Source organism: Xanthomonas prunicola (genome assembly GCF_002846205.1).
In the GTDB taxonomy this organism is placed as follows: Bacteria; Pseudomonadota; Gammaproteobacteria; order Xanthomonadales; family Xanthomonadaceae; genus Xanthomonas; species Xanthomonas prunicola.
Genome location: NZ_PHKV01000004.1, coordinates 426,806 through 451,508, shown reverse-complemented (window position 1 = coordinate 451,508; position 24,703 = coordinate 426,806). Strand labels below are relative to the sequence as shown.

The window sequence follows — 24,703 nt, the reverse complement described above, 5'->3', positions numbered from 1 at the left end:
AGCAGCACTTACACCGCCGACGGCGCCAATTCGCGCAGCTTGCCCTGATGCAGCTCCAGTACGCGATCCAGGCGCCGCGCCAGACTACGGTCGTGCGTGACCAACACCAGGCTGGTGCGCTGGGCGCGATTGAGCTCCAGCATCAGCTCGAACACGGTGCCCGCGGTCTTGTCGTCGAGGTTGCCGGTGGGCTCATCGCCCAACACGCAGCCCGGCTTGTTGACCAGCGCACGCGCCACCGCACAGCGCTGGCGCTCGCCGCCCGACAGTTCGCTCGGCTTGTGTTCGATGCGATGCCCGAGCCCAACCGATTCCAGCAGTTTCAGCGCCTGCCCTTTGGCCACCGCCACATCCTTACCGGACAGCAGCACCGGCATCATCACGTTTTCCAGCGCGGTGAATTCCGGCAACAGGTGGTGGAACTGGTACACAAAGCCGAGCGACTGATTGCGTAGCTTGCCGCGTTGCGCGTCGGACAGTGCCGACATGCGCTCGCCCGCCACATACACCTCGCCGGAGGTTGGAATATCCAACCCGCCGAGCAGATGCAGCAAGGTGCTCTTGCCGGCACCGGAGGCGCCGACGATCGCCACGGTTTCGCCGGTGGCCACCGACAGATCCAGGCCATCGAATACCGGCGTGCGCATCTTGCCTTCGGCGTAGGTCTTGGCCAACGCCTCGGCGCGGATCACCGCAGTTGCCTGTTCTGGCTTTTGCACAGCCGCTTCCCGGATCTCATTCATAACGCAGCGCCTCCGCCGGCTGGGTACGCGAGGCGCGCCACGCCGGGTACAGGGTCGCCAGGAAACTCATCACCAACGCCACTACGGTGATCACCACCACGTCCTGGGTCTGCATATCGGTCGGCAGGCCGGTGATGTAGTACACGTCTTCGGGCAACAACTTGACACTGAAAATCGCTTCGATCACGCCGAGGATGCGTTCAAGGTTGAGCGTCAGCACGATGCCACCGATCACGCCCATGAAGGTCCCCATGAAGCCGATCAACGAGCCCTGCACCATGAACACCTGCATCACGCCGCCCGGCGACAACCCGAGCGTGCGCAAGATGGCGATATCGGCTTGTTTGTCGGTCACCAGCATCACTTGTGACGACACCAGGTTGAACGCCCCCATCGCCACGATCAGCGACAGCAGGATGCCCATCACGGTCTTTTCCATCTTCAACGAGTGATACAGATTGGCGTTTTCCTGGGTCCAATCGCTCACCCGGTACGGGCCGTGCAACTTCACCGCCAGATCGCGCGCCACCGGCCAGGCCTGATCCATGTCGTGCAAGCGCAGCCGCACGCCGGTGACGCCGTCCATGCGCAGCACGCGCGCCAGGTCCTGCATGTTGACCACGGCCAGGCCGCGATCGATCTCGTTGTAGCCGGCTTCGAAAATCCCGCTGACGGTGAAGCGTTTGAGCCGCGGCATCGCGCCCAATGGCGTGGCCTGGGTATCGCTGAGCAACACGACGACGCTGTCGCCCACGTCCACGCCCAGCCAGAGCGCCAGCTCCTTGCCGATGACGATGTTGTAGGAGCCCGGGGTCAGGCTGTCGACCGAGCCCTGCTGCATCTTCTTGGCCAGCACCGACACCTTGTTCTCTTCGGCCGGAACGATGCCACGGACGATGGCCGGCTGCTTGCGCGGGCCCTGCAGCAGCGATTCGGTTTCGATATACGGTGCGGCACCGGCGATGCGCGGATCGGCCATGGCGACCTCGACCGCATGCTGCCAATCGCGCATCGGCGCGCCTTCTGCGCTGACGGTGGCATGTGCGGCCATCTGCAGCAAACGGTCGCGGATTTCCTTCTGAAAACCGCTCATCACTGCCAGCGTGGTGATCAGCACGGTCACACCCAGGGCGATGCCCAGGATCGATGCCATCGAGATAAACGAGATGAAGCCATTGCGCCGCTTGGCACGCAGGTAGCGCAAGCCGATGGCAACCGGGATAGGTTTGAACATGCGGTTCAACCGGGAAAGGGACGCTATGGTGCCACTTGCGGCCGCCCGGACGAAATCGCATGTGCCTGCGCGGCCAGACGCAGTTCACGTCGTTGCGCTGCAGGCAGGGTATCCGGCCAGAAATGCAGGCGTTCGCAGCGACCATCTGCCCGCGTCCACGACACCACTGCAAGCGGCCCGCGCCAGCGCACCTGCAGCCCTTCCATCTGCACGCCGTCAATGCTGGCGGGCGTTTCCGTCCACGGAACCAGCAATTGCCGCACTGGCGAACGCAACAGCAGCCGTAACGCCCGCCCGCCTGCAAGCACCGCATACGCTGACAGCGCCAGGGCCAGCCACGGCGGCACACCACTGCGCCACACCGCCCACACTGCGAGCGCCATCAACACGCCCAGTGCGCAAATCAGCCCGCGCGAAGGCCGCCACTCAAGCCGGCAAGGCGCGGATATCGGCGATGAGTGCGGCGTTGGCGACATCGGGGCAGGCCTCGTAACCCATGAACCAGCGCCATAACTTATCGTCTTCGCAATCCAGTAGCTGTAGGAAAACCGCGCGCTCGGCTTCGGGAGCCTGCGTCCAACGTTGATCCAGATAGCGCCCGAACAATTGATCGAGTTCGCGCATGCCGCGCCGGCAACGCCAGCGCAGTTTTTTCAATAGCGTTTGTTCGTCCATCTCACCTCTCCACCCCGCCGCGTGGCGGGGGCGAAAACGACAGCGGCACCTGACCCAGGGGGCCGGTGCCGCTGCGAACCACATCCCGCTCTCGCGAGACCTCAGTGCCTTGCGATCAGGCGCGACGGGCCATCATCAATTTCTTGATCTCGGCAATCGCCAGCGCAGGATTCAGGCCCTTCGGGCAGGTCCGTGCGCAGTTCATGATGGTGTGGCAGCGATACAACTTGAACGGGTCTTCCAGATCGTCCAGACGCGCACCGGTATCCTCATCGCGCGAGTCGATAATCCAGCGATACGCCTGCAGCAGGATTGCCGGGCCCAGGTAACGCTCGCCATTCCACCAGTAGCTCGGGCAGCTGGTCGAGCAGCAGGCGCACAGGATGCACTCGTACAACCCATCGAGCTTGCGGCGGTCTTCCGGCGACTGCAGGCGCTCGCGATCCGGCGGCGGCGGGGTCTGGGTGCGGATCCACGGCTTGATCGACGCGTACTGCGCATAGAAGTGCGTCAGATCCGGAACCAGATCCTTGATCACATCCATATGCGGCAGCGGGTAGATCGGCACTTCGGCCTTGCCGCAGGCGGCAATCGCCTTGGTGCAGGCCAGCGTATTGGTGCCGTCGATGTTCATCGCGCACGAGCCGCAGATGCCCTCGCGGCACGAACGACGGAACGCCAACGTCGGGTCGATCTCGTTCTTGATCTTGATCAGCGCGTCCAGCACCATCGGGCCGCACTTGTCGAGATCGATCTCATAGCTGTCGGTGCGCGGGTTGGCGTCGCCATCCGGATCCCAGCGGTAGACCTTGAAGGTGCGCGTGTTCTTGGCGCCCTGCGCAGGGTAATGCTTACCCTTGCCGATCTTTGAATTCTTGGGGAGGGTGAACTCTGCCATAGCTGCTCTCGTTGGCTCAGGCGATGCGCGGTGCGAACGACAGCCGCACCGTGCGCATGAAGGTAAAGATGACGGATGCCACTGCCGCAGCAGTCGCGCAGCGGCCGGCTATCTGCCGGTGCTGCTCCAGCGTCATGTCGCGACACCACTGCAGCGCCGCATTGCCGTTACGCGCGGACGCGTCGACGTGCAATGACAGGGCAACAGTAGGTCGCTGCATGCGCATCGATCAGTAAACGCGCGGCTTCGGCGGGACCACGTCCACATCCTTGCTCAGCGTGTACATGTGCACCGGACGATACTCGAACTCGCACTTGCCCTTGTCGTCGACGGTGACCAGCGTGTGCTTCTGCCAGTTGACGTCGTCGCGGTCCGGGAAGTCCTCGTGGGAATGCGCGCCGCGGCTTTCCTTGCGCTGTTCGGCCGAATTGATCGTCGCCACTGCATTGAGCAGCAGGTTGTTCAACTCGTAGGTCTCGATCAGATCCGAGTTCCAGACCAGCGAGCGGTCGGACACCTTGACGTCTTCGAAGGTGGCGAAGATCTCGGCCATCTTGTCCACGCCTTCCTTCAACGTCTTGCTGGTGCGGAACACTGCAGCGTCGGACTGCATGGTGCGCTGCATGTTGTCGCGGATCACCGAGGTCGGCGTGGAGCCGTTGGCATAGCGCAACTTGTCCAGCAGGCCCAGCGCCTTGTCGCAGGCATCGGACGGCAAGGTCTTGTGCGGCTGGTTGGGCTTGACCGTCTCGGCGCAGCGGTTTGCCACCGCACGGCCGAACACCACCAGATCCAGCAGCGAGTTGGAACCCAGGCGGTTGGCACCGTGCACCGACACGCAGGCCGCTTCGCCGATCGCATACAGACCAGGCACCACCGCATCCGGGTCGTCGCCCTGCTTGCGCACGACTTCGCCGTAGAAATTGGTCGGAATGCCGCCCATGTTGTAGTGCACCGTCGGCAGCACCGGGATCGGCTGCTTGGTCACGTCCACACCGGCAAAGATGTGCGCGCTCTCGGCGATGCCGGGCAGCTTTTCGTTGATGACTTCCGGGCCGAGGTGGGTCAGGTCGAGCAGGATGTGATCCTTGTGCTCGCCGACGCCGCGGCCTTCGCGGATTTCCACGGTCATCGAACGCGACACCACGTCGCGCGAGGCCAGATCCTTGTAATGCGGTGCATAGCGCTCCATGAAGCGCTCGCCGTTGCTGTTGCGCAGGATGCCGCCTTCGCCACGCACGCCCTCGGTGATCAGGCAGCCCGCACCATAGATACCGGTGGGATGGAATTGCACGAATTCCATGTCCTGCACCGGCAGGCCGGCACGCATCACCAGACCGCCGCCGTCACCGGTACAGGTGTGGGCGGAGGTGGCGCTGAAGTAGGCACGGCCATAACCGCCGGTGGCCAGCACCACGCCGTGGGCGCGGAACAGATGCAGCGAGCCTTCGGCCATGTCCAGCGCCAGCACGCCACGGCAGACGCCTTCTTCGTCGAAGATCAGGTCCAGCGCGAAGTACTCGATCATGAAGCGCGCGTTGTGCGCCAGCGACTGCTGATACAGCGTATGCAACATCGCATGGCCGGTACGGTCGGCTGCCGCGCAGGTGCGCTGCGCCGACGGGCCTTCGCCGTATTTGGTGGTCATGCCACCGAACGGGCGCTGATAGATCTTGCCCTCCTCGGTCCGCGAGAACGGCACGCCGTAGTGTTCCAGCTCGATGATGGCCGGAATCGCTTCGCGGCACATGTACTCGATCGCGTCCTGGTCGCCCAGCCAGTCCGAGCCTTTGATGGTGTCGTAGAAGTGGTAGCGCCAATCGTCTTCGCCCATGTTGCCGAGCGCGGCGGAAATACCGCCCTGCGCTGCGACGGTGTGCGAACGGGTCGGGAAGACCTTGGTCAGGCAGACCGTCTGCAGGCCTTTCTGGGCCAAGCCGAACGTGGCACGCAGGCCGGCGCCGCCGGCACCCACCACGACCATGTCGTACTTGTGTTCAGTGATCTTGTAAGCGGACATCTAATCTGGATTCCTGTTCTGTGTGCCCGATGACTCAGGCACCGCCCAGCGCGATGCGCGCCACTGCGAAAATGCTGACGATCGCGCCAAGCACGGCGACGAACTTCACCGTCGTCTGCAACGCCAGCGCCAGCAACGAATTGTGAATGTAGTCCTCGAGCACGACCTGCAGGCCAAGCTGCGCATGCCAGAACATCGCCACCAGGAAACCGACCAGCAACACGGCATTCCACGGTTTGGACACCGCGGCGACTGCAGTCATGTAGTCGGAACCGAGCAGGCTCAGCACGAACGCCACGAACCAGATCGCCAGCACGACCAGCGCTGTGGCGGTCAGCCGCTGCATCACGAAGTGTTCGGTACCGGTCTTGGCCGCGCCCAGACCACGGACATTCTTCAACGGGGTGCGATAGCGGCTCATGCGGACGCTCCGGTCAGGACATAGGCCCAGATAGCAGCAGTCAGCACCAGGCTGACGATCACCGATGTCCAGCTGCTGCGGATGAAGGCGGGAATGCTGAAGCCGCGGCCGAAATCCTGGACGATGTGGCGGATGCCGTTGGCCAGGTGATAGGTAAAGGCCCATGACCAGGCGAACAGGAACAACTGGCCGTACCAGGCGCCCATCTGCTGGGTGAGGCAATTCCAGTGCTCCTCGCCGAGCATCAGCAACAGCAACGAGACGGCGATGACCAGCGCGCCTCCGGAAAGGATGACGCCGGTGGCTCGATGCAGGATCGAGGTCGCCATCTGGATCTGCCAGCGATATACCTGCAGATGTGGAGAAGTGGGACGTTCGCGGATCGCCATTCGCTGGGCTCGTTTTCTCGGCTGGGCGGCACTAGGCCGCTGTGGCTAGAAGCTGCTCAAAAATCGATGCAGCGTCCATTTTTTTCCCAGTCGCCGTAGCGCGTTGGCTCGGGGCCGTCGCGTCCACCAATCTCCTTCGGCAGTGGCTTCTTCTCGGGAATGGTCTCCTGAGGGGAAGGCTGCGTCTCGGAATCCTGCGCTGGGGTGGGGGTTGGATGGCCTATCATAGCGGTCTCACAACGTTGCGATTTTAGTCCTCCCCATCCATGGCTGACAACCTGAATCTTATTCCACAGGGTTTTGGCTCCCTGCACGATATGCAGTACGTCCGACTCGTCGGTGCGGATGCAGTGGCGTTTGCGCATGCCCAATTCGCCAATGACGTCCAGGCGCTGGCGATCGGGCAGTGGCAGTGGAATGCGTGGTTGACGGCGAAGGGGCGCGTGATCGCCATCTTCGCACTCCTGCGTGAGGACGACGCACACTTGTTGATGCTATTGCCCGACGGCAACGCGGCCGAGATCGCCGCGCAACTCGGCCGTTTCGTGTTCCGCCGCAAGCTGAAAATCAGCACCGCCGCGCTGCTTGCCTTCGGCGGCTTCGCAGCACCGGAACACGCGTGCGCCGCGCAGGCCGATATCAGAACGCAGCGTATCGAGCTGGATCTGGGCAGCGCCGCATTGCCGCGCACCTTGCTGCTGCATGCCGAAGATGCATTGGCAGCGCCTATCGCCGCACCGAGCGCGGACGCGCAATGGCGGCATGCCGATCTGCAGCTGGGGCTCGCTCGCCTGGTCGAGGGCCAGCGCGAACAGTGGACGCCACAGCAGTTGGCACTCGACCGTCTGCAGGCGTACAGCGTCAAAAAAGGCTGCTATCCAGGCCAGGAGATCGTGGCGCGTACGCATTTCCTGGGCAAAGCCAAGCGCGCCTTGCAGCTGCTGGAAACCGATAGCGTGGTCGAGGCAGGCGATGCCATCGCAATGGACGGCACCGCGATCGGCACGGTGGTGAGCGTGGCTGGCACCCTCGCGCTGGCGGTGTTGCCGTTGGAGCTGGCGCTGGACGCCGACACCACCTTGCAGGCCGGCGCGCACGGCGCACGGCCGCGCGCGATCGTGCTGGGGCTGGAGCGGTAAGAGCAGCTAAGAAAGTCGCGAGCAGTCGTCAGGTGGGCGTGGACAGCGCGCTCAGAACCGCAGCGTACGGGTAGTACATGCCGATTCCGGGCACCGGCCGCGCCCCTCTGCTGGTTGCGCAGTGGTGTGTTAGCTGCTCTGAGCCGCTTCCAGCCGCCGGCCGGTGGCCGGGTCGAAGAAGTGCAAGACATCGCTGCGCAGCGCCAGACGCAGCGACTGCCCCACCGCCGGCAGGCTTTGCGGCGGGACGCGGATCACCAGCGGCTGACCGCCACGGTCGAGATTGAGGAAGATTTCGTTGCCGACCGGCTCGATCACATCGACCCGCGCCTCGAAGCCCAGCAACGCATCGTCGCAAGGCTGCAAATGTTCCGGGCGCACACCCACGATCACGTCCTGGCCGAACCAGGCTGGATCGACCCGCGCCGGGCCCAGCGGCACCCGCCAGCCATCGGCCATGACCAGGTGCAGGCCGTCCTGCGCGTCCAGGCGCCCCTGCAACACATTCATTGCCGGGCTACCGAGGAAACCGGCCACGAACAAATTGGCCGGGCGGTCGTACAGCGCCATCGGGCTGTCGATCTGCTGGATCACGCCGTCCTTCAGCACCACGATGCGCTGGCCGAGCGTCATCGCTTCGACCTGGTCGTGGGTGACGTAGATCATGGTGGTGCCGAGCTTGCGATGCAGCTGCGCAATCTCGGTGCGCACGCTGTGGCGCAATTTGGCGTCCAGATTGGACAGCGGCTCGTCGAGCAGGAACACCGAGGATTCGCGCACCATCGCCCGCCCCAGCGCCACACGTTGCCGCTGACCGCCGGACATCGCCTTGGGCAGCTTGTCCAGCATCGGAGTCAGGCCCAGCAGCTCGGCGGCATTGTTGACGCGCTCGGCGATGACCTGCTTCGGATGGCCGCGCAGCTTGAGTCCGAACGCCAGGTTCTCGGCCACGGTCATGTGCGGGTAGAGCGCATAGCTCTGGAACACCATGGCGATGTCGCGGTCCTTGGGGGCCACGTCGTTGACCACGCGCTCGCCGATCTTGAGCGTGCCGGCGCTGATGTCTTCGAGACCGGCGATCATGCGCAACAACGTCGACTTGCCGCAGCCGGACGGCCCGACCAGCACCATCAACTCGCCGTCGGCGACTTCGAAACTCGCGCCCTGCACTGCCACCTGGCCGTTTTCGTAGACCTTGCGGACACCTTCCAACTGCACTTTCGCCATCGTTCGGCCTCAACGTAAGTTGTGCGCCCTGCCCTCGGCCCTCCCGATGGCGGTGACGCCGCATGCGTCTGCAAGGAAGTTTCCTGCAAACGAATGCATTGGTTTATTCTGACATGTAATCGTTTTCACATGGCAACATCGATCTTCGGAGGGACCATGCCGCCACGCAGTTCAACCTCATTGTCCAAGGTGCAGCCCGCTGCGCCAGGCATGCATGCCACCGCGCTGGTGCAGATATTCCACCACGGCGCTAACCGCTGATCGCCAGTTGCTGCAACAATCGGGGATTGGGCGTCAGCGTCCATCCCCTGCTGCGCGCACGCAAGTGTCGCTCAGGAACAGACGTACCGACCGCCGGCCGTCCGGCGCCTTTCCGACAAGCTGCTGATAACGATGTCCCCAGAATCTGAAACGCGGTCCATGCACAACACCCTGATCCTGTTTGGCGCCACCGGCGATCTTGCCCAGCGCTACCTGTTCCCCTCCCTGCTGCGTCTGTACATCGATGGCCTGCTGCCGGAGGACTTCCGCATCCGTGCGCTGGCGCTGTCGCCGCACGACACCGATGCGTTCCGCGAGGTGCTGCGGCCGCGCCTGACCGAGGCGCTGCCGATCGCTACGCCGGAACAGATCCAGGCGCTGCTGCAGCGCGTGGACTACCGCTCGGTGGACCTGCGCAATGCCGAGTCGGTGGCCGATGCGGTCCGCGAGCTTGCGTCCCGCCAGATCGTGAGCTATCTGGCGATCCCGCCGGGGCTTTACATCAGCACGTGCCAGGGCCTGGCACTGGGCGGCGCGCTGGCTGCACCGCACCGGCTGATGCTGGAAAAGCCGATCGGCCACGACTCGGACAGCGCCCGCGAGATCCTGCAGTCGATCGGCGCGCTGATCGACGAAGACCGCGTGTTCCGCCTGGACCATTACCTGGGCAAGGCGGCGGTGCAGAACCTGATCGCGCTGCGCTTCGGCAATACGTTGCTGGAAGCGGTCTGGAACCGCACCTACATCGAGTCGGTGCAGATCCTGGTCGCCGAGAGCGAAGGCGTGGACGGGCGCGATGCCTACTACGCGCGCTCCGGCGCGCTGCGCGACATGGTGCAGAGTCACATCCTGCAGTTGCTGTGCCTGGTGGCGATGGAGCCGCCGGCCGCGCTGGAAGCCGACCGCATCCGCGACGAGAAGGTCAAGGTGCTGCGTGCGCTGCGTCCGATGACCGCCGCGCATGCCGCCCATGACAGCGTGCGTGGCCGCTACACCGCCGGCAGCATCAACGGCCAGCCGGCGCAGGCCTATCACCCGCCGGAAGGCAGCGACGTGGAAACCTTCGTCGCGGTGACCGCGCATATCGACAACTGGCGCTGGGCCGGGGTGCCGTTCCATCTGTGCACCGGCAAGCGCCTGGCCGAACGTTCCACCCGCATCGTGGTGACGCTCAAGCCGGTGACGCATTGGCTGTTCGAGCGCCCGGACCGCCAGAACGCAGTACCCAACCGGCTGACCTTCCAGTTGCAGCCGCAGGAGAACATCGAACTCGGCCTGATGAGCAGCCTGGCCGGGCCGGAATGGGGCGCGATCGAACTGCAGCCGCTGGAGTTGGAACTGTCGGTGCCGACCGGCCTGCACCGCCGCATCGCCTACGAGCGCCTGTTCGTGGACGCCTTCAATGGCAATCCGGCGCTGTTCGTGCGCGATGACGAGGTCAAGGCGGCGTGGTCGTGGATCGACAGCGTCAGCGACGCCTGGAAAGACGCCGCGCTGCCGCTGCAGCCCTACCCGGCCGGCAGCTGGGGGCCCGAATCGGCCACCCATTTCCTGCCCCCGGCCACCGACGCACAGGGACACACCGCATGACCGCTCCTTCCAAGCCGGTGCTGGTTGCCGATATCGGCGGAACCAATGCGCGCTTCGCGCTGGCCGATGTCGACGCGTCGGTGCCGTTGCTGGATGACACCTCGCGCGAATTTGCCGTGGTGGACTTCGGTTCGCTTGGCGAAGCCGCGCGCTATTACCTCGACCAGATCGGTGTGCAGGCCACCCAGGGCGTGTTCGCCGTGGCCGGCCGCGTGGATGGCGACGAAGCGCGCATCACCAACCACCCGTGGGTGATCTCGCGTTCGCGTACCGCCAGCATGCTGGGTTTCAGCACCTTGCACCTGATCAACGATTTCGCCGCCCAGGCCATGGCGATCAGCCTGCTGCGTCCGCAGGACGTGGTGCAGGTGGGCGGCGCCAGCTGGCGCCCGGCGCCGATCGACCAGCCGCGCAACTACGGCGTCATCGGCCCCGGCACCGGCCTGGGCGTCGGTGGCCTGATCATCCGCAACGGGCGCTGTTTTCCGTTGGAAACCGAAGGTGGCCATGTCAGCTTCCCGCCCGGCACGCCGGAAGAAATCCGCATCCTGGAAATCCTCTCCGAGCAGTTCGGCCGGGTGTCCAATGAGCGTCTGATCTGCGGCCCGGGCCTGGTCAACATCCATCGCGCGTTGAGCGAAATCGCAGGTGTCGATCCGGGCCCGCTGCAACCCAAGGACATTACCGCGCGTGCGGCGGCGGGCGACCCGCGTTCGTCGCGCACGATCGATCTGTTCTGCGCCATCTTCGGCGCGATCGCCGGCGATATGGTCCTGATGCAGGGCGCCTGGGACGGCGTATTCCTCACCGGCGGGCTGGTACCCAAGGTGCTGGATTCGCTGCAGCATTCGGGCTTTCGCCAGCGCTTCGAACACAAGGGCCGCTTCTCCGCGATCATGTCGCGTGTGCCATCGCTGGCGGTCATGCACCCGCATGCCGGCCTGCTCGGCGCCGCCGCGTATGCAGTGGATGCACAACGTCAGCACCCTGGGGAACAGCGATGAACTTGCAGGACAACCCGCGCATCACTCTGGTGCGCTACGACGACCCGGCCGAGTGGACCGAGGCGGTGGCCAGCGAAATGGTCGACCTGCTGGAACAGGAAATCTCGCGTCGCGGCCAGGCACGCATGCTGCTGTCCGGTGGCACCACCCCGGCACCGGTGTACGAGTCCCTGGCCCACCGGCCATTGGACTGGTCGCGGGTCGAAGTGGGTCTGGTCGATGAGCGCTGGTTGTCGCCGCAGGATCAAGACAGCAATGCCTGGCTGGTGAATCACAGCTTCCTGACCCACGCGCGGGCCGCCACCTTCATTCCGCTGGTTCGCCCAGGCAAGCAATTGCCCGAATGCGTGCACACCGCGAATCTGCAGGCCACGCATGCAGAACCGGCCTGCCTGGCGGTGCTGGGCATGGGCGGCGACGGACATACCGCTTCGTTGTTCCCGGGTGCCACCGACCTGCCCAAGGCGCTCGCCAGCCCGCAGCCGTATGCGTCGCTGGATGCCACCGGCTGCCCGGGTTCGAATCAATGGCCGTTGCGCATCACCCTGACACCCGCAGGACTTGCCAGCATTCCGACACGCCTGCTGCTGTTGCGCGGCAAGCAGAAGCTGGACGTGCTGCAGGCCGCGTTGGCCGGCGATGACATCAATGAATATCCCATCCGCGTGGCACTACAGCAGCCGGGTCCGCGGTTGCGGGTGCATTGGTGTAGTTGAGTGCGAGTCGTTTGAGACGAACTCCTCGCAACAGCCGATAACGCGAATCCCTTGCGACAGCCCGCACATTCTTGTGCGGGAATCAAGAAACGCCCTTCTCCTTCCCTCGTTTCTCATAGCCGGTAGCCAATGAGCCTGCATCCGAATATCCAAGCTGTCACCGACCGTATCCGCAAGCGCAGCGCTCCCTCGCGCGCGGCGTATCTGGCCGGTATCGATGCCGCCCTGCGTGAGGGCCCGTTCCGTAGCCGGTTGAGTTGCGGCAATCTTGCGCATGGTTTCGCTGCGTCCGAGCCGACCGATAAATCGCGCCTGCGCGGTGCGGCCACGCCGAACCTGGGCATCATCACCGCCTACAACGACATGCTGTCGGCGCATCAGCCGTTCGAGCATTACCCGCAGCTGATCCGCGAAACTGCACGCTCACTCGGTGCCACTGCGCAGGTGGCCGGCGGCGTGCCGGCGATGTGCGACGGCGTAACGCAGGGCCGCGCCGGCATGGAGCTGTCGCTGTTCTCGCGCGACAACATCGCTCAAGCTGCAGCCATTGGCCTAAGCCATGACATGTTCGACAGCGTGGTGTATCTGGGCGTATGCGACAAGATCGTGCCGGGTCTGCTGATCGGTGCGCTGGCGTTTGGCCACTTGCCGGCGATCTTCATGCCGGCCGGTCCGATGACCCCAGGCATTCCAAACAAGCAGAAGGCCGAAGTGCGCGAACGCTACGCCGCTGGCGAAGCCACCCGTGCCGAGCTGCTGGAAGCCGAATCTTCGTCGTATCACTCGCCCGGCACCTGCACCTTCTACGGCACCGCCAATTCCAACCAGGTGCTGCTCGAAGCGATGGGCGTGCAATTGCCCGGCGCCTCGTTCGTCAACCCGGAATTGCCGCTGCGCGATGCGCTGACCCGCGAGGGCACCGCGCGGGCCTTGGCGATCTCCGCACTGGGCGATGACTTCCGCCCGTTCGGTCGCCTGATCGACGAGCGCGCCATCGTCAATGCCGTGGTCGCGCTGATGGCGACCGGCGGCTCGACCAACCACACCATTCACTGGATCGCAGTGGCGCGTGCGGCGGGCATCGTGCTGACCTGGGACGACATGGATCTGATCTCGCAGACCGTGCCGTTGTTGACGCGCATCTACCCGAACGGCGAAGCGGACGTGAATCGCTTCCAGGCCGCAGGCGGCACAGCGTTCGTGTTCCGCGAGTTGATGGACGCCGGCTACATGCACGACGACCTGCCGACCATTGTCGAGGGTGGTATGCGGGCCTATGTCAATGAGCCGCGCCTGCAGGACGGCAAGGTGACCTACGTGCCCGGCACCGCGACCACGGCCGACGACAGCGTGGCACGTCCGGTCAGCGCTGCATTCGAATCGCAAGGCGGCCTGCGTTTGCTGCGCGGCAACCTCGGCCGTTCGTTGATCAAGCTGTCGGCGGTCAAGCCGCAGCACCGCAAGATCGAAGCGCCTGCGGTGGTGATCGACACCCCGCAGGTACTCAACAAGCTGCATGCGGCCGGCGTGTTGCCGCACGATTTCGTGGTGGTGCTGCGCTACCAGGGTCCACGCGCCAACGGCATGCCCGAGCTGCATTCGATGGCCCCGTTGCTCGGCCTGCTGCAGAACCAGGGCCGCCGCGTGGCGCTGGTCACCGACGGACGCTTGTCGGGTGCCTCGGGCAAGTTCCCTGCAGCGATCCACATGACCCCGGAAGCCGCACGCGGCGGCCCGATCGGGCGCGTGCGCGAAGGCGACATCGTGCGCCTGGACGGCGAAGCCGGCACGCTGGAAGTGCTGGTCTCGGCCGAGGAATGGGCATCGCGCGAGGTTGCCCCCAACACTGCGGTGGCCGGCAACGACCTTGGCCGCAACCTGTTTGCGATCAACCGCCAGGTCGTCGGCCCGGCCGACCAGGGCGCCATCTCGATTTCCTGCGGGCCGACCCATCCGGACGGTGCGCTGTGGAGCTACGACGCCGAGTACGAACTCGGCGCAGATGCTGCTGCAGCCGCTGCGCCGCACGAGTCCAAGGACGCCTGATCCCCTTCCCTCTCTGCGGCCGCCCCGGCGGTCGCCGTCACCCGGAGTTGCAATGACGATTGCCCAGACCCAGAACACCGCCGAACAGCTGCTGCGCGACGCCGGCATCCTGCCGGTGGTCACCGTGGACACGCTGGACCAGGCGCGCCGCGTCGCCGATGCGCTGCTCGAAGGCGGCCTGCCCGCGATCGAACTGACCCTGCGTACCCCGATCGCGCTCGAAGCGCTGGCCATGCTCAAGCGCGAGCTGCCCAACATCGTGATCGGCGCCGGCACCGTGTTGAGCGAACTGCAGCTGCGTCAGTCGGTGGACGCCGGTGCAGACTTTTTGGTCACCCCGGGCACGCCCGCACCGCTGGCACGCCTGCTGGCCGATGCGCCGATCCCGGCCGTGCCCGGCGCGGCCACCCCGACCGAACTGTTGACCCTGATGGGCCTGGGCTTCCGCGTCTGCAAGCTGTTCCCGGCCACCGCCGTGGGCGGTCTGCAGATGCTCAAGGGCCTGTCCGGCCCGCTGTCCGACCTCAAGCTCTGTCCCACCGGCGGCATCAGCGAGACCAACGCGGCGGAGTTCCTGTCGCAGCCCAACGTGCTGTGCATCGGCGGTTCGTGGATGGTGCCCAAGGACTGGCTGGCCCAGGGCCAGTGGGACAAGGTCAAGGAAAGCTCGGCCAAGGCGGCGGCGATCGTGCGGCAGGTGCGTGCGGGTTGATTGGCACAGCGCTGCATCCGGCGCCTTTGTTCATGCGCGGGAGCGGCCCGCGGGCGCCGAGGCAGGACGCGCCGTGAACCCATCCATGGAGGCCCTCACGCGCGCCTTGTCGTGCGTGTAAGGGCCTGCCCCGCTACCCGTGGACCACTTTTCGGGCACTGCTTCATTTGCGGAACGTAAAGCCAAGCCTTGTCTTCTGATGACAACGATTGTCTGAAGTCAGGGCGTCAGATCGCCAAGGTTTAGGGTCAATGTGATTGGCGAAGAGCCCCACTTAGTATTAACGCCATGCGCATCAGACAGGATGTCTGACTTAGTCGATGAGTCGGTTTCTAGACGCGCTATTATTCTGAGCGCAGCCAGCGATCAATCAAGAGTTAGATTTCATCAATGATACTGCCGCGAACTTATAGAAAAGCCAAGCTGGATCTCTTGCTATCAGCTCTTGCGTTAATTTGCGTATGGGTCATGTTCGCGACAAGCTCTGACCCGATTGTGTCTTGGCTTCAGGGTTCTTCAATAGAGGTTGTATTCGATCAGTTCTCCACAGGTAATCAAATCGCGTTCGATCTCTCAGTAGGCGTCGTAGCCGCACTATTCACTTACTGCCTGCTTGTCCGATTGCCTGAGTATGAGCGGAAAAGACGGATCAAAAATCATCTTCTAGCTTCATACGCCTCCTTTAAAGAATCGACGATTTGCATCTTTCTCGGCTCTGTAGACCACGTTTATGCCCCGCAGGAAGCCGAAGAACTTTGCAAGCAATCTTCCTTCCGCGCTCACTTCAAAGCCGGCTATGCACCAGGACAGGACAAGTGGGACGCAGTGGCCAACAGCATGAACGATTTCATGCTTCGACAGCTTGTGCTAGAAACAGAAGTTCTGCTAAGCGAGTTTCAATACGCGATTGGGGCGGTCGACATCCGCGACCCGGAGGTTTATGCCTTCATGAAGCGTCTTTCATCTACACTTTATCGCGCCAAGAACTGGTCGTCTGACTATGACGGGACAAAGCAAGTGCTAGGCTTCTTCTGGCAGCTTCTAGCGGGCTGGAGTCCGGTAACAGGCTATAGCGATCATGAATATGTGGTGGGCATGATTCATCGCTTATGAAAACTAACAATCCATTCGAGCTGGACCCGCTTTGCGAGTCGGCTTCTTTTAGGCATTAGCGACTTGCAGGCAAGTGCCTGATCGCATCCGCCAATGAACACGTACCCTAACCCCTCTCACGAAAGTAGCGGGGCTTTGGCACTGTCAGCGGCGTTCATCGCCATCCTCATCGCCGACGGGGGCTGCGCTCAAGATCTAAGCGCACCGTCCGGAGGTGACCAAGCAGGCAGGCCGCGCGCACGTCGTACCAGCGCGGCTGCGCCGTTGCTCATGTCATCGAGGATGGCGTAGATCGTCGGCAGAAACAGCAGGCTCACGACGGTGGAAAACGCCAGGCCGCCGGCGATGGCGCGCGCCATCGGGAAGTACGGCGGGCCGTCGCTGAACATTGTGGTGCTGGTCAGCGAGATCGGCACCATCGCCAGGATCGCGGTGCCCATCGTCATCATGATCGGGCGCAAGCGCTCGCGTGAGCCTTCCACCAGCGCCTGCGTACGGCCCATGCCGCGGCGACGCAGATTGTTGATGTGCTCGATCATCACGATGCCGTTGTTCACCACTACGCCCATCAGCACCAGGATGCCGATGAAGGACATGATCCCGAACGAGGTACCGGTGATCCAGAACAGCCAGAACACCCCGAAGATCGAAAACAGCACGCCGCTCATGATGGCTGCCGGGAACAGCAGCGATTCGAACACCGCCGCCATCACCACGTAGATCATCACCAGCGCGATCACCAGATTGAACACCATCTGGTTCATTGCCTCGCCGTCGTTCTGGTAATCGCCGCCGTCGAAGGTGTAGCTGTAGCCGGCCGGGAAACTCATCGCCTTGAGCGGCTTTTCCATCGCCGCGCGTGCTTCCGGCACGGTGACTTTTTCGGCCAGGTTGGCCTTGATGGTCAAGGTGGTCTGGCGATTGGTACGCCCGATCTGGGTGGCGGCCGGGCGAATCTGCACGTCCACCAGGCTCAGCAACGGCACGCTGCGGCCATCCTTGGTGCGTACCGTGAAGCTGGCCAGATCTTCCGGCTTGCTCTGTTCGGCGCCGGCAAAGCGCACCCACACCGGTACCTCGTTGTCGCCGCGGCGGAATTCGCGCAACGGCGTACCGCGCAATGCCAGACCCACGAAACTGGCCACCTGCTCCGCACTGAACCCGAAGGCCGCCGCACGCTCGCGGTCGACCCGGATCGCCAGCTCGCTGGTGCGATCGCCGGTATCCACATGCACGTCGCGCAATTCCTTGCGCTGCGCCAGCAGCGGCATCACGTCGTCGGCCAGGGCCTGCAAGGCCTGGGTCGAATCGCCGACCAACTGCACCTGTACGCCTTGATTGCCGCTGCCGCCATCGCCCTGATTGCCGATGCTGTAGTCCGCACGCGCCGAGCGCGGCAAGGCCTTGCGGATCTGTTCCAGCAACGGCGGCAGCTCCTTGACCTTGCCCGCGTCGAAAGTCACGGTGGTGCTGCCGCCTTCCGCTTCGCTGAACCACGAATAGATCTGGGTGATGTGGTAGTTGTCGCGATTGGCCTGCAGGTAATGCTCGACCCGCCCCACCTCCTCCCCCATCTGCTCATGCGTGTACGAGCCTTTCCACTGATACTGGATGAACGCCTCGTTGCCGCCATCGCCGCCGAACATGTCGACCTTGGTCAACTTCATCGGCACCAGGCTGATCGCACTGACCAACACGATGCCGGCCACGCTCCAGCCGCGATGGGCCAGCGTCCATGCCAATACCGTGGCGTAACGGCGCTGCAGCCGCGCAATCACGCCGCGCTCGGAGCTCACCATCGGCGGCGTCTTCATGCGCGCCGACAACATCGGAATCAGGCTGATCGCCACCAGCCACGAGGCCAGCAGCGAGACCGAAATGGTGATCGCGATCTGCGCCATGAAGATGGAGATGTTGTTGGTCTCGCCGAACAGGTTCGGCACAAACACGATGCAATGGCACAAGGTGCCGGCGCTGAGCGCGATCGCCACGCTGCGCGTGCCGAGCAAGGCCGCCAGCTGCGGTTGACCGGGCATGCGCTCGCGTTCCTGGTAGATGCTTTCCACCACCACCACCGCGTTGTCGACCAGCATGCCGACCGCCAGCAGCAGGCCCATCATGGTCAGGATGTTGAGCGTGACGCCGACGAAGTACATGAAGCCCAGCGTGATCGCAAAGCAGATCGGGATCGCCAGCGTCACCATCAACGTCGATGGCCAATGCCGCAGGAAGAAGAACAGCACGGTGATCGACAACAGCAGGCCCACCGCGCCGGCTTCGGCCAGTTCCGCCAGCGACGAGGTCACCGCCTTGCCCTGGTTGTCGATGACCTTGATCTGCACATCGCGCATCGCAGGCTCGGCGCGAATGTCTTCGACCTCTTTCAGCGCAGCCTTGGACACTTCCACCAGATTGGCGCTGCGCTCCTTGTAGACATCCAGGCCGATCGCCGGGCGCCCGTCCAGCCGGCGCCCGTAGTTCATGCGCGTGGGCTTGAGGCGAACCTGCGCAATATCGCCCAGACGCAGGCCCTTGGCATTGAGTACGAGCTCACGCAGCTCCTGCAGATCGCGTAACTCGCCGATCGGCTGCACGCGGATGCGCTGCCCGTTGTCGTCGATCTGCCCGGCGGACACCGAGAAATTGAGCTTGCCCAGCCGCTCGCTCAGGTCGTTGAGGCTGAGATCGTGCGCGGTGAGGCGATCCGGCGCGATGGCGATCTCCACCTCGTTGGGCGGGGCGCCGGAAATTTCGACCTTCGCCACGCCGGGAATGCGTTCGATGCGCCGCTTGAACTCGCGGTCGAGCATGTCGTACGCGCCGGTCAGATCGGTCTGGCTGGCCAGGCGCACCTTCAGCACCGGTTCGTCGCTGCTGGACCATTTGTAGATGTGGAAGCGCTGCAGATCGTCCGGAAAATCGTCGCGGATGGCATCCAGCCGCTCGCGCGCATCCGATGCGGCAATGGCGATATCGCGGTCCCAGTCGGAGAACTCGATGAAGATATTGGCGCCATCGGCGGTGGCGGTCGAGCGCATGCGCTTGATGCCGGTCATCGTGGCCAAGGCTTCTTCGGCCGGCCGCACCAGGTTGCGTTCCACTTCGTCCGGCGTGGAACCGGTATACGGCAATTGCACGAACAGGAACGGCGCCGAGATATCCGGCAACGCCTCCAACGGCAGGCGAAAGGCGGCGATCAAGCCCACCACCACCAGCGACACGAAGCACATGATGGTGGTGACCGGCCGACGGATGCTGAAGGCGGCAACGCTCATAGCGCCTCCAGCCCGTCGGAGTTACCGGTCGCCTGCGCACGTTGCGCGACCATGCGCCGGCCACGCTCCAGGTAATAGGCATCGGCGCGACGGTCCAGCAGGTCGTACACCACCGGGATCACCAGCAGGGTCAGCAGCGTGGACACCAGCAGCCCGCCGATCACGGTGATCGCCATCGGCGCGCGCACCTCGGCGCCCTCGCCCATCGCCACCGCCAGCGGCAGGAAGCCGAACAGGGTGCACAGCGTGGTCATGATGATCGGCCGCAGGCGCGAACGCGCGCCTTCGATCAGGGCCTGCCGCTTGGGCACGCCTTCCTCGCGCAGCTGGTTGACCTTGTCGATCAGGATGATCGCGTTCTTGGTCACCAGGCCCACCAGCAGGATCAGGCCGATGAACACCACCACCGACACCGGCTTGCCGGTCATCAGCAAGGCCAGCACCGCGCCGACCATCGCCAGCGGAATGGTGAACAGGATGACGAACGGATGCAGCAGCGATTCGAACTGCGATGCCATCACCAGGTAGACCAGGAAGATCGCCAGACCGAACGCAAACAGCAGCGATTTGACCGATTGCGCCAGCTCCTCGCCCTGCCCGCCGATATGCATGCCGACACCTGCTGCCAACGGGTCCTTGCGCACCAGCGTTTCGACTTCGCGCACCGCACCGCCCAGATCGATGTCCTTCAGGCTGGCCGACACGATGGCCACGCGGGTCTGATCGGCGCGATGGATCTCGCTCGGGCCGGTCGTCGCCAGCACCTCGGCCACTGCGGCCAGACGCACCGGCCGGCTGCTGCCCGGATTGACGATCAGCTGGCGGATCGCATCCACGCTTGCACGGTCGCTGTGCTGCGCACGCACCAGCACATCGATCTTGCGATCGCGGAAGCTGTAGCGCGTGGCCACATCGCCACGCACCTTCTTGACGATGACATCGGCGATCTGGCGCGTGGTCAGCCCCAGCGCACCGGCGCGCTCCTGGTCGAAACGGATCTGGATCTCCGGGAAGCCTTCTTCCACGGTCGACTTGACGTCGGCGTAGTGCCCGTTGGCGCGCAGCATCGCGGCCAGTTTTTGCCCTGCACGCTCCAGCTCGCCCAGGTCCTGCCCGCGCAGTTCCACTTCCAGCGGGGTCGAGAAACTGAACAAGGCCGGCCGCGCGAAATCCACCTGCGCACCCGGGTGCCCGACCATGCTGCTACGCAGCCGCTGCGTCGCCGCCGCTTCCACTTCCGTGCTCCCGCCGCCAGCCATCACCACGGTGAGCTTGCCGATGTTCTCCCCGCTTTCGGTGGGGTTTGCATCCAGACGCGTGCCGCTGCCACTGACGCCATACAACGACGCCACCCCCGGGTCCTTGTCGTGCGCCAGCTGCAGTTCGCGGACGAGCGCATCGGTCTGCGCCAATGGCGTGCCGGACGGCAGCTTCACGGTCATTTCGAAGCGATCCTGCGCCAGTTGCGGAATCAGGTCCGCGCCCAGCATCGGCACCAGCAACACGGTGCCGACAAACGCGGCCGCCGCCAGTCCCAGCACCAGACCGGGCCGACGCAACGCCGCCGGCAACATCGCCAGATAGCCGCGTTCGGCACGGCCGTACGGCGCCATCGCAATGTCACTGGCCTTGCGCATCACCGGCGACACCACCCGCGCGAGGCCACGCCATAGTTTGACCACTGCCCACGCCGCACCGAAGAACGCATAGCGCACGCTCGCCCCCGCGCCGCGCCGGCCGGCCGCCACCGGCTTGAGCCAGCGCTGCTCGGGCTGCCACTGCGGGTGGCTCGGCTCGTCCGGGAACGCCATCGGCGGTGCGCCCTTGAGCGAACTCAGCATCGGGATCAGCGTCATCGACACCACCAGCGAGATCGCGATCGCGATCGCCACGGTCAGCGCCTGGTCGCGGAACAGCTGCCCGGCGATGCCCTCGACGAACACCAGCGGCAGGAACACCGCGATCGTGGTCAACGTGGACGCCATCACCGCCATGCTGACTTCACGGGTGCCGGCGATTGCCGCATCCAGCACGCTCAGGCCACGCTCGCGCGCCTTGGCGATGCTTTCCAGCACCACGATCGAGTCGTCCACCACCAGCCCGGTGGCCAGTGCCAGCCCGCCCAGCGACATCACGTTGAGGCTCAGGCCCAACTGGCCCATGAAGAAGAACGTGGTGATGATCGACACCGGCAACGACAGGCTGATCACGAAGGTGCTCCAGCCATCGCGCAGGAACAGGAAGATGATCAGGATCGCCAGCACGCCGCCGATCACCGCATCCTTCTTGACGTCGCTGATCGCGTGTTCGATGAAGTGCGACTGGTCCTCGATGGTGGTGATCTCCACATCGCCGGGCACGGTCGCCTTCAACTGCTCCAGCTGCTTGCGCAGCGCTGCCGCCGTGGACACGGTGTTGGCATCGCCTTCCTTGTAGATCGCCAGCTCCACCGCTTCCTTGCCGCCCAGGCGAATGATCGCCTCGCGCTCCTTGTAGCCCTGGCGCACCTGCGCCACATCCTTCAGCCGCACCGGCATACCGCCGGCGATGCTGCTGCTGGACGAAGACGACGTGCTCTGCACTTCGGCCGCCGCCGCCAATGCTGCCTGCGACCCGGTGGACGCGGCAATCGCATACATCTGCTGCATCGCCGCCTGCGCCGCGCTGCCGCTGCTGCTTTGCGTGGTGACCAGCATGTTGCGGATCTCGTCCAGATCCACGAACTGGTTGACCGTGCGCACCAGATAGCGCTGCGAACCTTCTTCCAGCCGGCCGCCGGAGATGTTGACGTTCTCCTCCTTGAGCCGGGTGATCACGTTGTCGATCGGCAGGTTGAGCTGGGCGAGTTTTTGCTGATCGATATCGACCTGGATTTCGTCTTCCAGGCCGCCGCCGACCTTGACCGCCGCTACGCCGGCCACCGGTTCGAGCTTCTTTTTCAGGTCTTCGTCGGCATAGCGGCGCAGGCCGGTGAGCTGACGGATCGCATCGGTGTCGGAGGCCGGCGCCTGCTTGGGCGACAGCGCCAGCCGCATGATCGGTTCGGTGGAGGGGTTGAAGCGCAGCAGCACCGGCGGCTTGGTTTCCAGCGGCAGCGACAAGGCTTCCATCTTGTCGCGCACTTCCAGGCTGGCCTGGTCCATGTTGGTGCCCCAGGCGAACTCCAGCACCACATCGCTCTGCCCTGTGCGCGAAATCGACTTGAGCTTGCGCAGGTTCTTGACCACACCGACGGCTTCTTCCACCGGCTCGGTCACCAGCGTCTCGATTTCCGCCGGCGCCGCGCCGGTGTATTCGGTGCGCACGGTGAGCGTGGGATAGCTCAGATCCGGGAGCAGATTGACCTTGAGGCTACGCAGCGCGATCAGGCCGAACAGCAGCATGGTCACGGTGATCATGGCGATGGTCACCCGCCGCCGCGTGGCGAAGACCACCAGCCCGCCACCGCCGCCAGGCAGTGGCGCATGTGGATCATGCACAGGTCCGTGCGGGTTGCCGTGGTCGCTCATGCGTGCGTCTCATCGTGCGCGGGCGCAGCGGCCTTGGTCGCGACCGGCTTGCGATCGGGCTGGCCGATCACCTGCACGGCAGTGCCGTCGCGTAGCGCCACCTTGCCGGCGGTCACGACTTGGTCGCCTTCCTTCAGGCCCTGGCGCACTTCCAGCCACGGCCCTTCGGCATAGCCCAGCTTCACCGGCACGCGGCTGGCCTTGCCATTGCGCACCACGAAGACTGCCGGTTCGCCATCGTCCAACAGCGCCAGGCGGGGGATCACCAACGCGTCCTTGCGCTGGTCGTAGTCGATGCGGATGCGCCCGAACATGCCCGGCTGCAACGCTTCGGCCCCCTGGCCGAACGCGCACACCACACGAAACGTGCCGCTGCCCGAATCCACCACTGGCGCAATGCGGTCCACCTTGCCCACGAATTGCTGGCCAGGCAGCGCATCGGCCAGCAAGGTCACCGGCTGGCCGGATTTAAGCGTGGCCAGTTCGCGCTCGGGGACGTTGAGCGTGGCCTCCAGCTGCGAATCGTCGACGATGCGGAAGATCGGCGTGTTGATCTGCACGAAGTTGCCCGTCTTGATCGAACGCGAGGCGATCACGCCGGAAATCGGCGCCTGCACCGTGGTGTAGGACAACTCCAGCGATGCCAAGCGATGCTGCGCACGGCTGTTTTCCACATCGAACTTGAGCTGGTCCACATCTGCGGCGCTGACCAATTGCTGCCCCACCAACTGGGTGGCGCGGCGATAGCTGTTTTCCAGTTTGCGCAGTTGCGCTTCGCTTTGCGCCACCGCTAGATGCGCCCGATCCGGATCCAGCCGCACCAGCGCCTGGCCGGCAGATACCTTCTGCCCTTCTTCCACCATCACCGACAACGCAACGCCTGAGGTCTTGGCCACCACTTGCGCTTCGGCGCGCGGCTCCAGCGCAGCGGTGCCGGTATAACTGGCGGCCACCGCACGGCGCGCGGCCTTGGCGATTTCCACCGGCACCGCATCCACTGCCTTCTTTTCCTCGGCGGCTTTGGCCTCGCCCGCTCCTGCCTTGCAACCGCCCAGAAGCAGGCTCGTGGTGATCAACAATGCAGCGGCGCAGGTTCCGCTGCGGCCCGGCAAAAAGGAGAGTGGCGACATCGTCGTGTCCTAGTGGATGCGTGAACAGGTGTTGTAGGCAAGTAGACCACCCAAATGCACATGTCGCCAATGCGCCAAAGGTCATGGTCTGTTCAAGTTGGCCTATTCACCCGGTTTCCGCCGCGCCAAATCGCAGGCATACTCGGTCCGGTTCCGTCACGCCCCCACGTGCGGACGCTCAATCAGTCTTCCGGATACGAAACCATGCGCCCGCAGCCGCTCGCCGCTTGTCTCGCTCTGGTCGTCTTCCTGCCGTTTGGGGGCGCATCAGCAACACCGTCAGCCACACCTGCAGCTCCGGCCACGCCGGCGCCCGCTGCCGTGGCGGCGACACCCGCCGCGCCGACCGGCAATCCGTCCAATGGACGCCTGCTCGCTTACACCTGTCAGGGCTGCCACGGCGTGACCGGTTATAAGAACGCGTATCCCAGTTATCGCGTGCCCAAGATCGGGGGCCAGACTAGCCAGTATCTGACCCAGGCGCTGACCGAATATCGCCAAGGCAAGCGCAAACATCCGACCATGCAGGCACAGGCGCAGAGCTTCTCCGAGCAGGACATCGCCGACATCTCCGCCTTCCTGTCCACCCTCAAGTAAGCGC

22 protein-coding genes and 1 other RNA gene are annotated in these 24,703 nt (G+C 64.4%); 8 read left to right on the top strand and 15 right to left on the bottom strand.

The window, feature by feature from the left end; translation table 11 throughout:
* Window positions 1-8: 8 nt before the first annotated feature.
* The 10 genes from lolD to XpruCFBP8353_RS24105 form a co-directional block, all read right to left on the bottom strand.
* The gene (gene lolD, locus XpruCFBP8353_RS15470; protein WP_162301071.1) at window positions 9-743 is read right to left on the bottom strand and encodes a lipoprotein-releasing ABC transporter ATP-binding protein LolD; all 735 of its coding nucleotides are present in this window, start codon (window positions 741-743) and stop codon (window positions 9-11) included.
* Window positions 736-1,977, bottom strand: a complete 1,242-nt coding sequence (locus XpruCFBP8353_RS15465; RefSeq protein ID WP_101363981.1) for a lipoprotein-releasing ABC transporter permease subunit — start codon at window positions 1,975-1,977, stop codon at window positions 736-738. Before XpruCFBP8353_RS15465 ends, lolD begins: the two co-directional genes overlap by 8 nt.
* Window positions 1,978-2,000: 23 nt before the next feature.
* Window positions 2,001-2,453 (bottom strand): YgfX family protein, encoded by a 453-nt coding sequence (locus XpruCFBP8353_RS15460; RefSeq protein WP_101363980.1) that lies wholly within the window; start codon window positions 2,451-2,453, stop codon window positions 2,001-2,003.
* A complete protein-coding gene (locus XpruCFBP8353_RS15455) occupies window positions 2,404-2,652 on the bottom strand; it encodes an FAD assembly factor SdhE (protein WP_101363979.1) in 249 nt (82 codons plus the stop codon). Before XpruCFBP8353_RS15455 ends, XpruCFBP8353_RS15460 begins: the two co-directional genes overlap by 50 nt.
* A gap of 115 nt (window positions 2,653-2,767) precedes the next feature.
* Window positions 2,768-3,550, bottom strand: coding sequence for a succinate dehydrogenase iron-sulfur subunit (locus XpruCFBP8353_RS15450; protein WP_101363978.1), 783 nt, complete (start codon window positions 3,548-3,550; stop codon window positions 2,768-2,770).
* Between the two features lie 16 nt (window positions 3,551-3,566).
* Window positions 3,567-3,770, bottom strand: coding sequence for a hypothetical protein (locus XpruCFBP8353_RS15445; RefSeq protein WP_165786148.1), 204 nt, complete (start codon window positions 3,768-3,770; stop codon window positions 3,567-3,569).
* A gap of 9 nt (window positions 3,771-3,779) precedes the next feature.
* Window positions 3,780-5,570, bottom strand: a complete 1,791-nt coding sequence (gene sdhA, locus XpruCFBP8353_RS15440; RefSeq protein WP_005995652.1) for a succinate dehydrogenase flavoprotein subunit — start codon at window positions 5,568-5,570, stop codon at window positions 3,780-3,782.
* A 34-nt stretch (window positions 5,571-5,604) separates the two neighbouring features.
* Complete coding sequence (gene sdhD, locus XpruCFBP8353_RS15435; protein ID WP_046964082.1) at window positions 5,605-5,991, bottom strand: succinate dehydrogenase, hydrophobic membrane anchor protein; 387 nt, start codon at window positions 5,989-5,991, stop codon at window positions 5,605-5,607.
* Complete coding sequence (sdhC, locus tag XpruCFBP8353_RS15430) at window positions 5,988-6,380, bottom strand: succinate dehydrogenase, cytochrome b556 subunit (protein ID WP_101363976.1); 393 nt, start codon at window positions 6,378-6,380, stop codon at window positions 5,988-5,990. Before sdhC ends, sdhD begins: the two co-directional genes overlap by 4 nt.
* Window positions 6,381-6,436: 56 nt before the next feature.
* Entirely contained in the window at window positions 6,437-6,745 is a 309-nt protein-coding gene (locus XpruCFBP8353_RS24105; RefSeq protein WP_243391125.1) for a DUF1674 domain-containing protein, read from the bottom strand.
* Here XpruCFBP8353_RS24105 and ygfZ point away from each other — a divergent pair.
* Window positions 6,647-7,519, top strand: coding sequence for a CAF17-like 4Fe-4S cluster assembly/insertion protein YgfZ (gene ygfZ, locus XpruCFBP8353_RS15420; RefSeq protein ID WP_101363975.1), 873 nt, complete (start codon window positions 6,647-6,649; stop codon window positions 7,517-7,519). The genes XpruCFBP8353_RS24105 and ygfZ overlap by 99 nt on opposite strands.
* 4 nt (window positions 7,520-7,523) lie before the next feature.
* Here the strand turns inward: ygfZ and XpruCFBP8353_RS15415 are convergent.
* Together XpruCFBP8353_RS15415 and XpruCFBP8353_RS15410 are read right to left on the bottom strand one after the other, a co-directional pair.
* Window positions 7,524-7,598: non-coding RNA, sX9 sRNA (locus XpruCFBP8353_RS15415), on the bottom strand.
* Window positions 7,599-7,648: 50 nt separating this feature from the next.
* Window positions 7,649-8,746, bottom strand: coding sequence for an ABC transporter ATP-binding protein (locus tag XpruCFBP8353_RS15410; RefSeq protein ID WP_101363974.1), 1,098 nt, complete (start codon window positions 8,744-8,746; stop codon window positions 7,649-7,651).
* A gap of 420 nt (window positions 8,747-9,166) precedes the next feature.
* Between XpruCFBP8353_RS15410 and zwf the strand changes: the two genes are divergently transcribed.
* From zwf to XpruCFBP8353_RS15380, 6 genes are all read left to right on the top strand, one after another.
* Window positions 9,167-10,597, top strand: coding sequence for a glucose-6-phosphate dehydrogenase (gene zwf / locus XpruCFBP8353_RS15405; RefSeq protein ID WP_101363973.1), 1,431 nt, complete (start codon window positions 9,167-9,169; stop codon window positions 10,595-10,597).
* Window positions 10,594-11,601, top strand: a complete 1,008-nt coding sequence (gene glk / locus XpruCFBP8353_RS15400; protein ID WP_065469839.1) for a glucokinase — start codon at window positions 10,594-10,596, stop codon at window positions 11,599-11,601. Before zwf ends, glk begins: the two co-directional genes overlap by 4 nt.
* Window positions 11,598-12,317: a 6-phosphogluconolactonase gene (pgl, locus tag XpruCFBP8353_RS15395; protein ID WP_101363972.1), complete on the top strand. Its 720-nt coding sequence runs from the start codon at window positions 11,598-11,600 to the stop codon at window positions 12,315-12,317. Before glk ends, pgl begins: the two co-directional genes overlap by 4 nt.
* Window positions 12,318-12,446: 129 nt before the next feature.
* Window positions 12,447-14,363 (top strand): phosphogluconate dehydratase, encoded by a 1,917-nt coding sequence (gene edd / locus XpruCFBP8353_RS15390; protein ID WP_101363971.1) that lies wholly within the window; start codon window positions 12,447-12,449, stop codon window positions 14,361-14,363.
* Between the two features lie 52 nt (window positions 14,364-14,415).
* Window positions 14,416-15,075 (top strand): bifunctional 4-hydroxy-2-oxoglutarate aldolase/2-dehydro-3-deoxy-phosphogluconate aldolase, encoded by a 660-nt coding sequence (locus tag XpruCFBP8353_RS15385; RefSeq protein WP_101363970.1) that lies wholly within the window; start codon window positions 14,416-14,418, stop codon window positions 15,073-15,075.
* Between the two features lie 468 nt (window positions 15,076-15,543).
* On the top strand, window positions 15,544-16,188 hold the full coding sequence (locus XpruCFBP8353_RS15380; protein ID WP_133125655.1) for a hypothetical protein: 645 nt from the start codon (window positions 15,544-15,546) through the stop codon (window positions 16,186-16,188).
* Window positions 16,189-16,376: 188 nt separating this feature from the next.
* Here XpruCFBP8353_RS15380 and XpruCFBP8353_RS15375 read toward each other — a convergent pair whose 3' ends face one another.
* From XpruCFBP8353_RS15375 to XpruCFBP8353_RS15365, 3 genes are read right to left on the bottom strand one after another with little or no spacing between them, the layout of a single operon-like run.
* Window positions 16,377-19,463 carry an efflux RND transporter permease subunit gene (locus XpruCFBP8353_RS15375; protein ID WP_101363968.1) on the bottom strand — a complete coding sequence of 1,029 codons (3,087 nt, stop codon included), beginning with the start codon at window positions 19,461-19,463 and terminating at the stop codon, window positions 16,377-16,379.
* A complete protein-coding gene (locus XpruCFBP8353_RS15370; RefSeq protein ID WP_101363967.1) occupies window positions 19,460-22,972 on the bottom strand; it encodes an efflux RND transporter permease subunit in 3,513 nt (1,170 codons plus the stop codon). Before XpruCFBP8353_RS15370 ends, XpruCFBP8353_RS15375 begins: the two co-directional genes overlap by 4 nt.
* Window positions 22,969-24,102, bottom strand: a complete 1,134-nt coding sequence (locus XpruCFBP8353_RS15365) for an efflux RND transporter periplasmic adaptor subunit (protein ID WP_162301070.1) — start codon at window positions 24,100-24,102, stop codon at window positions 22,969-22,971. Before XpruCFBP8353_RS15365 ends, XpruCFBP8353_RS15370 begins: the two co-directional genes overlap by 4 nt.
* Window positions 24,103-24,306: 204 nt before the next feature.
* On the opposite strand from XpruCFBP8353_RS15365, the gene XpruCFBP8353_RS15360 reads away from it, so the two are divergent.
* Complete coding sequence (locus XpruCFBP8353_RS15360) at window positions 24,307-24,699, top strand: c-type cytochrome (protein ID WP_101363966.1); 393 nt, start codon at window positions 24,307-24,309, stop codon at window positions 24,697-24,699.
* Window positions 24,700-24,703 lie beyond the last annotated feature (4 nt).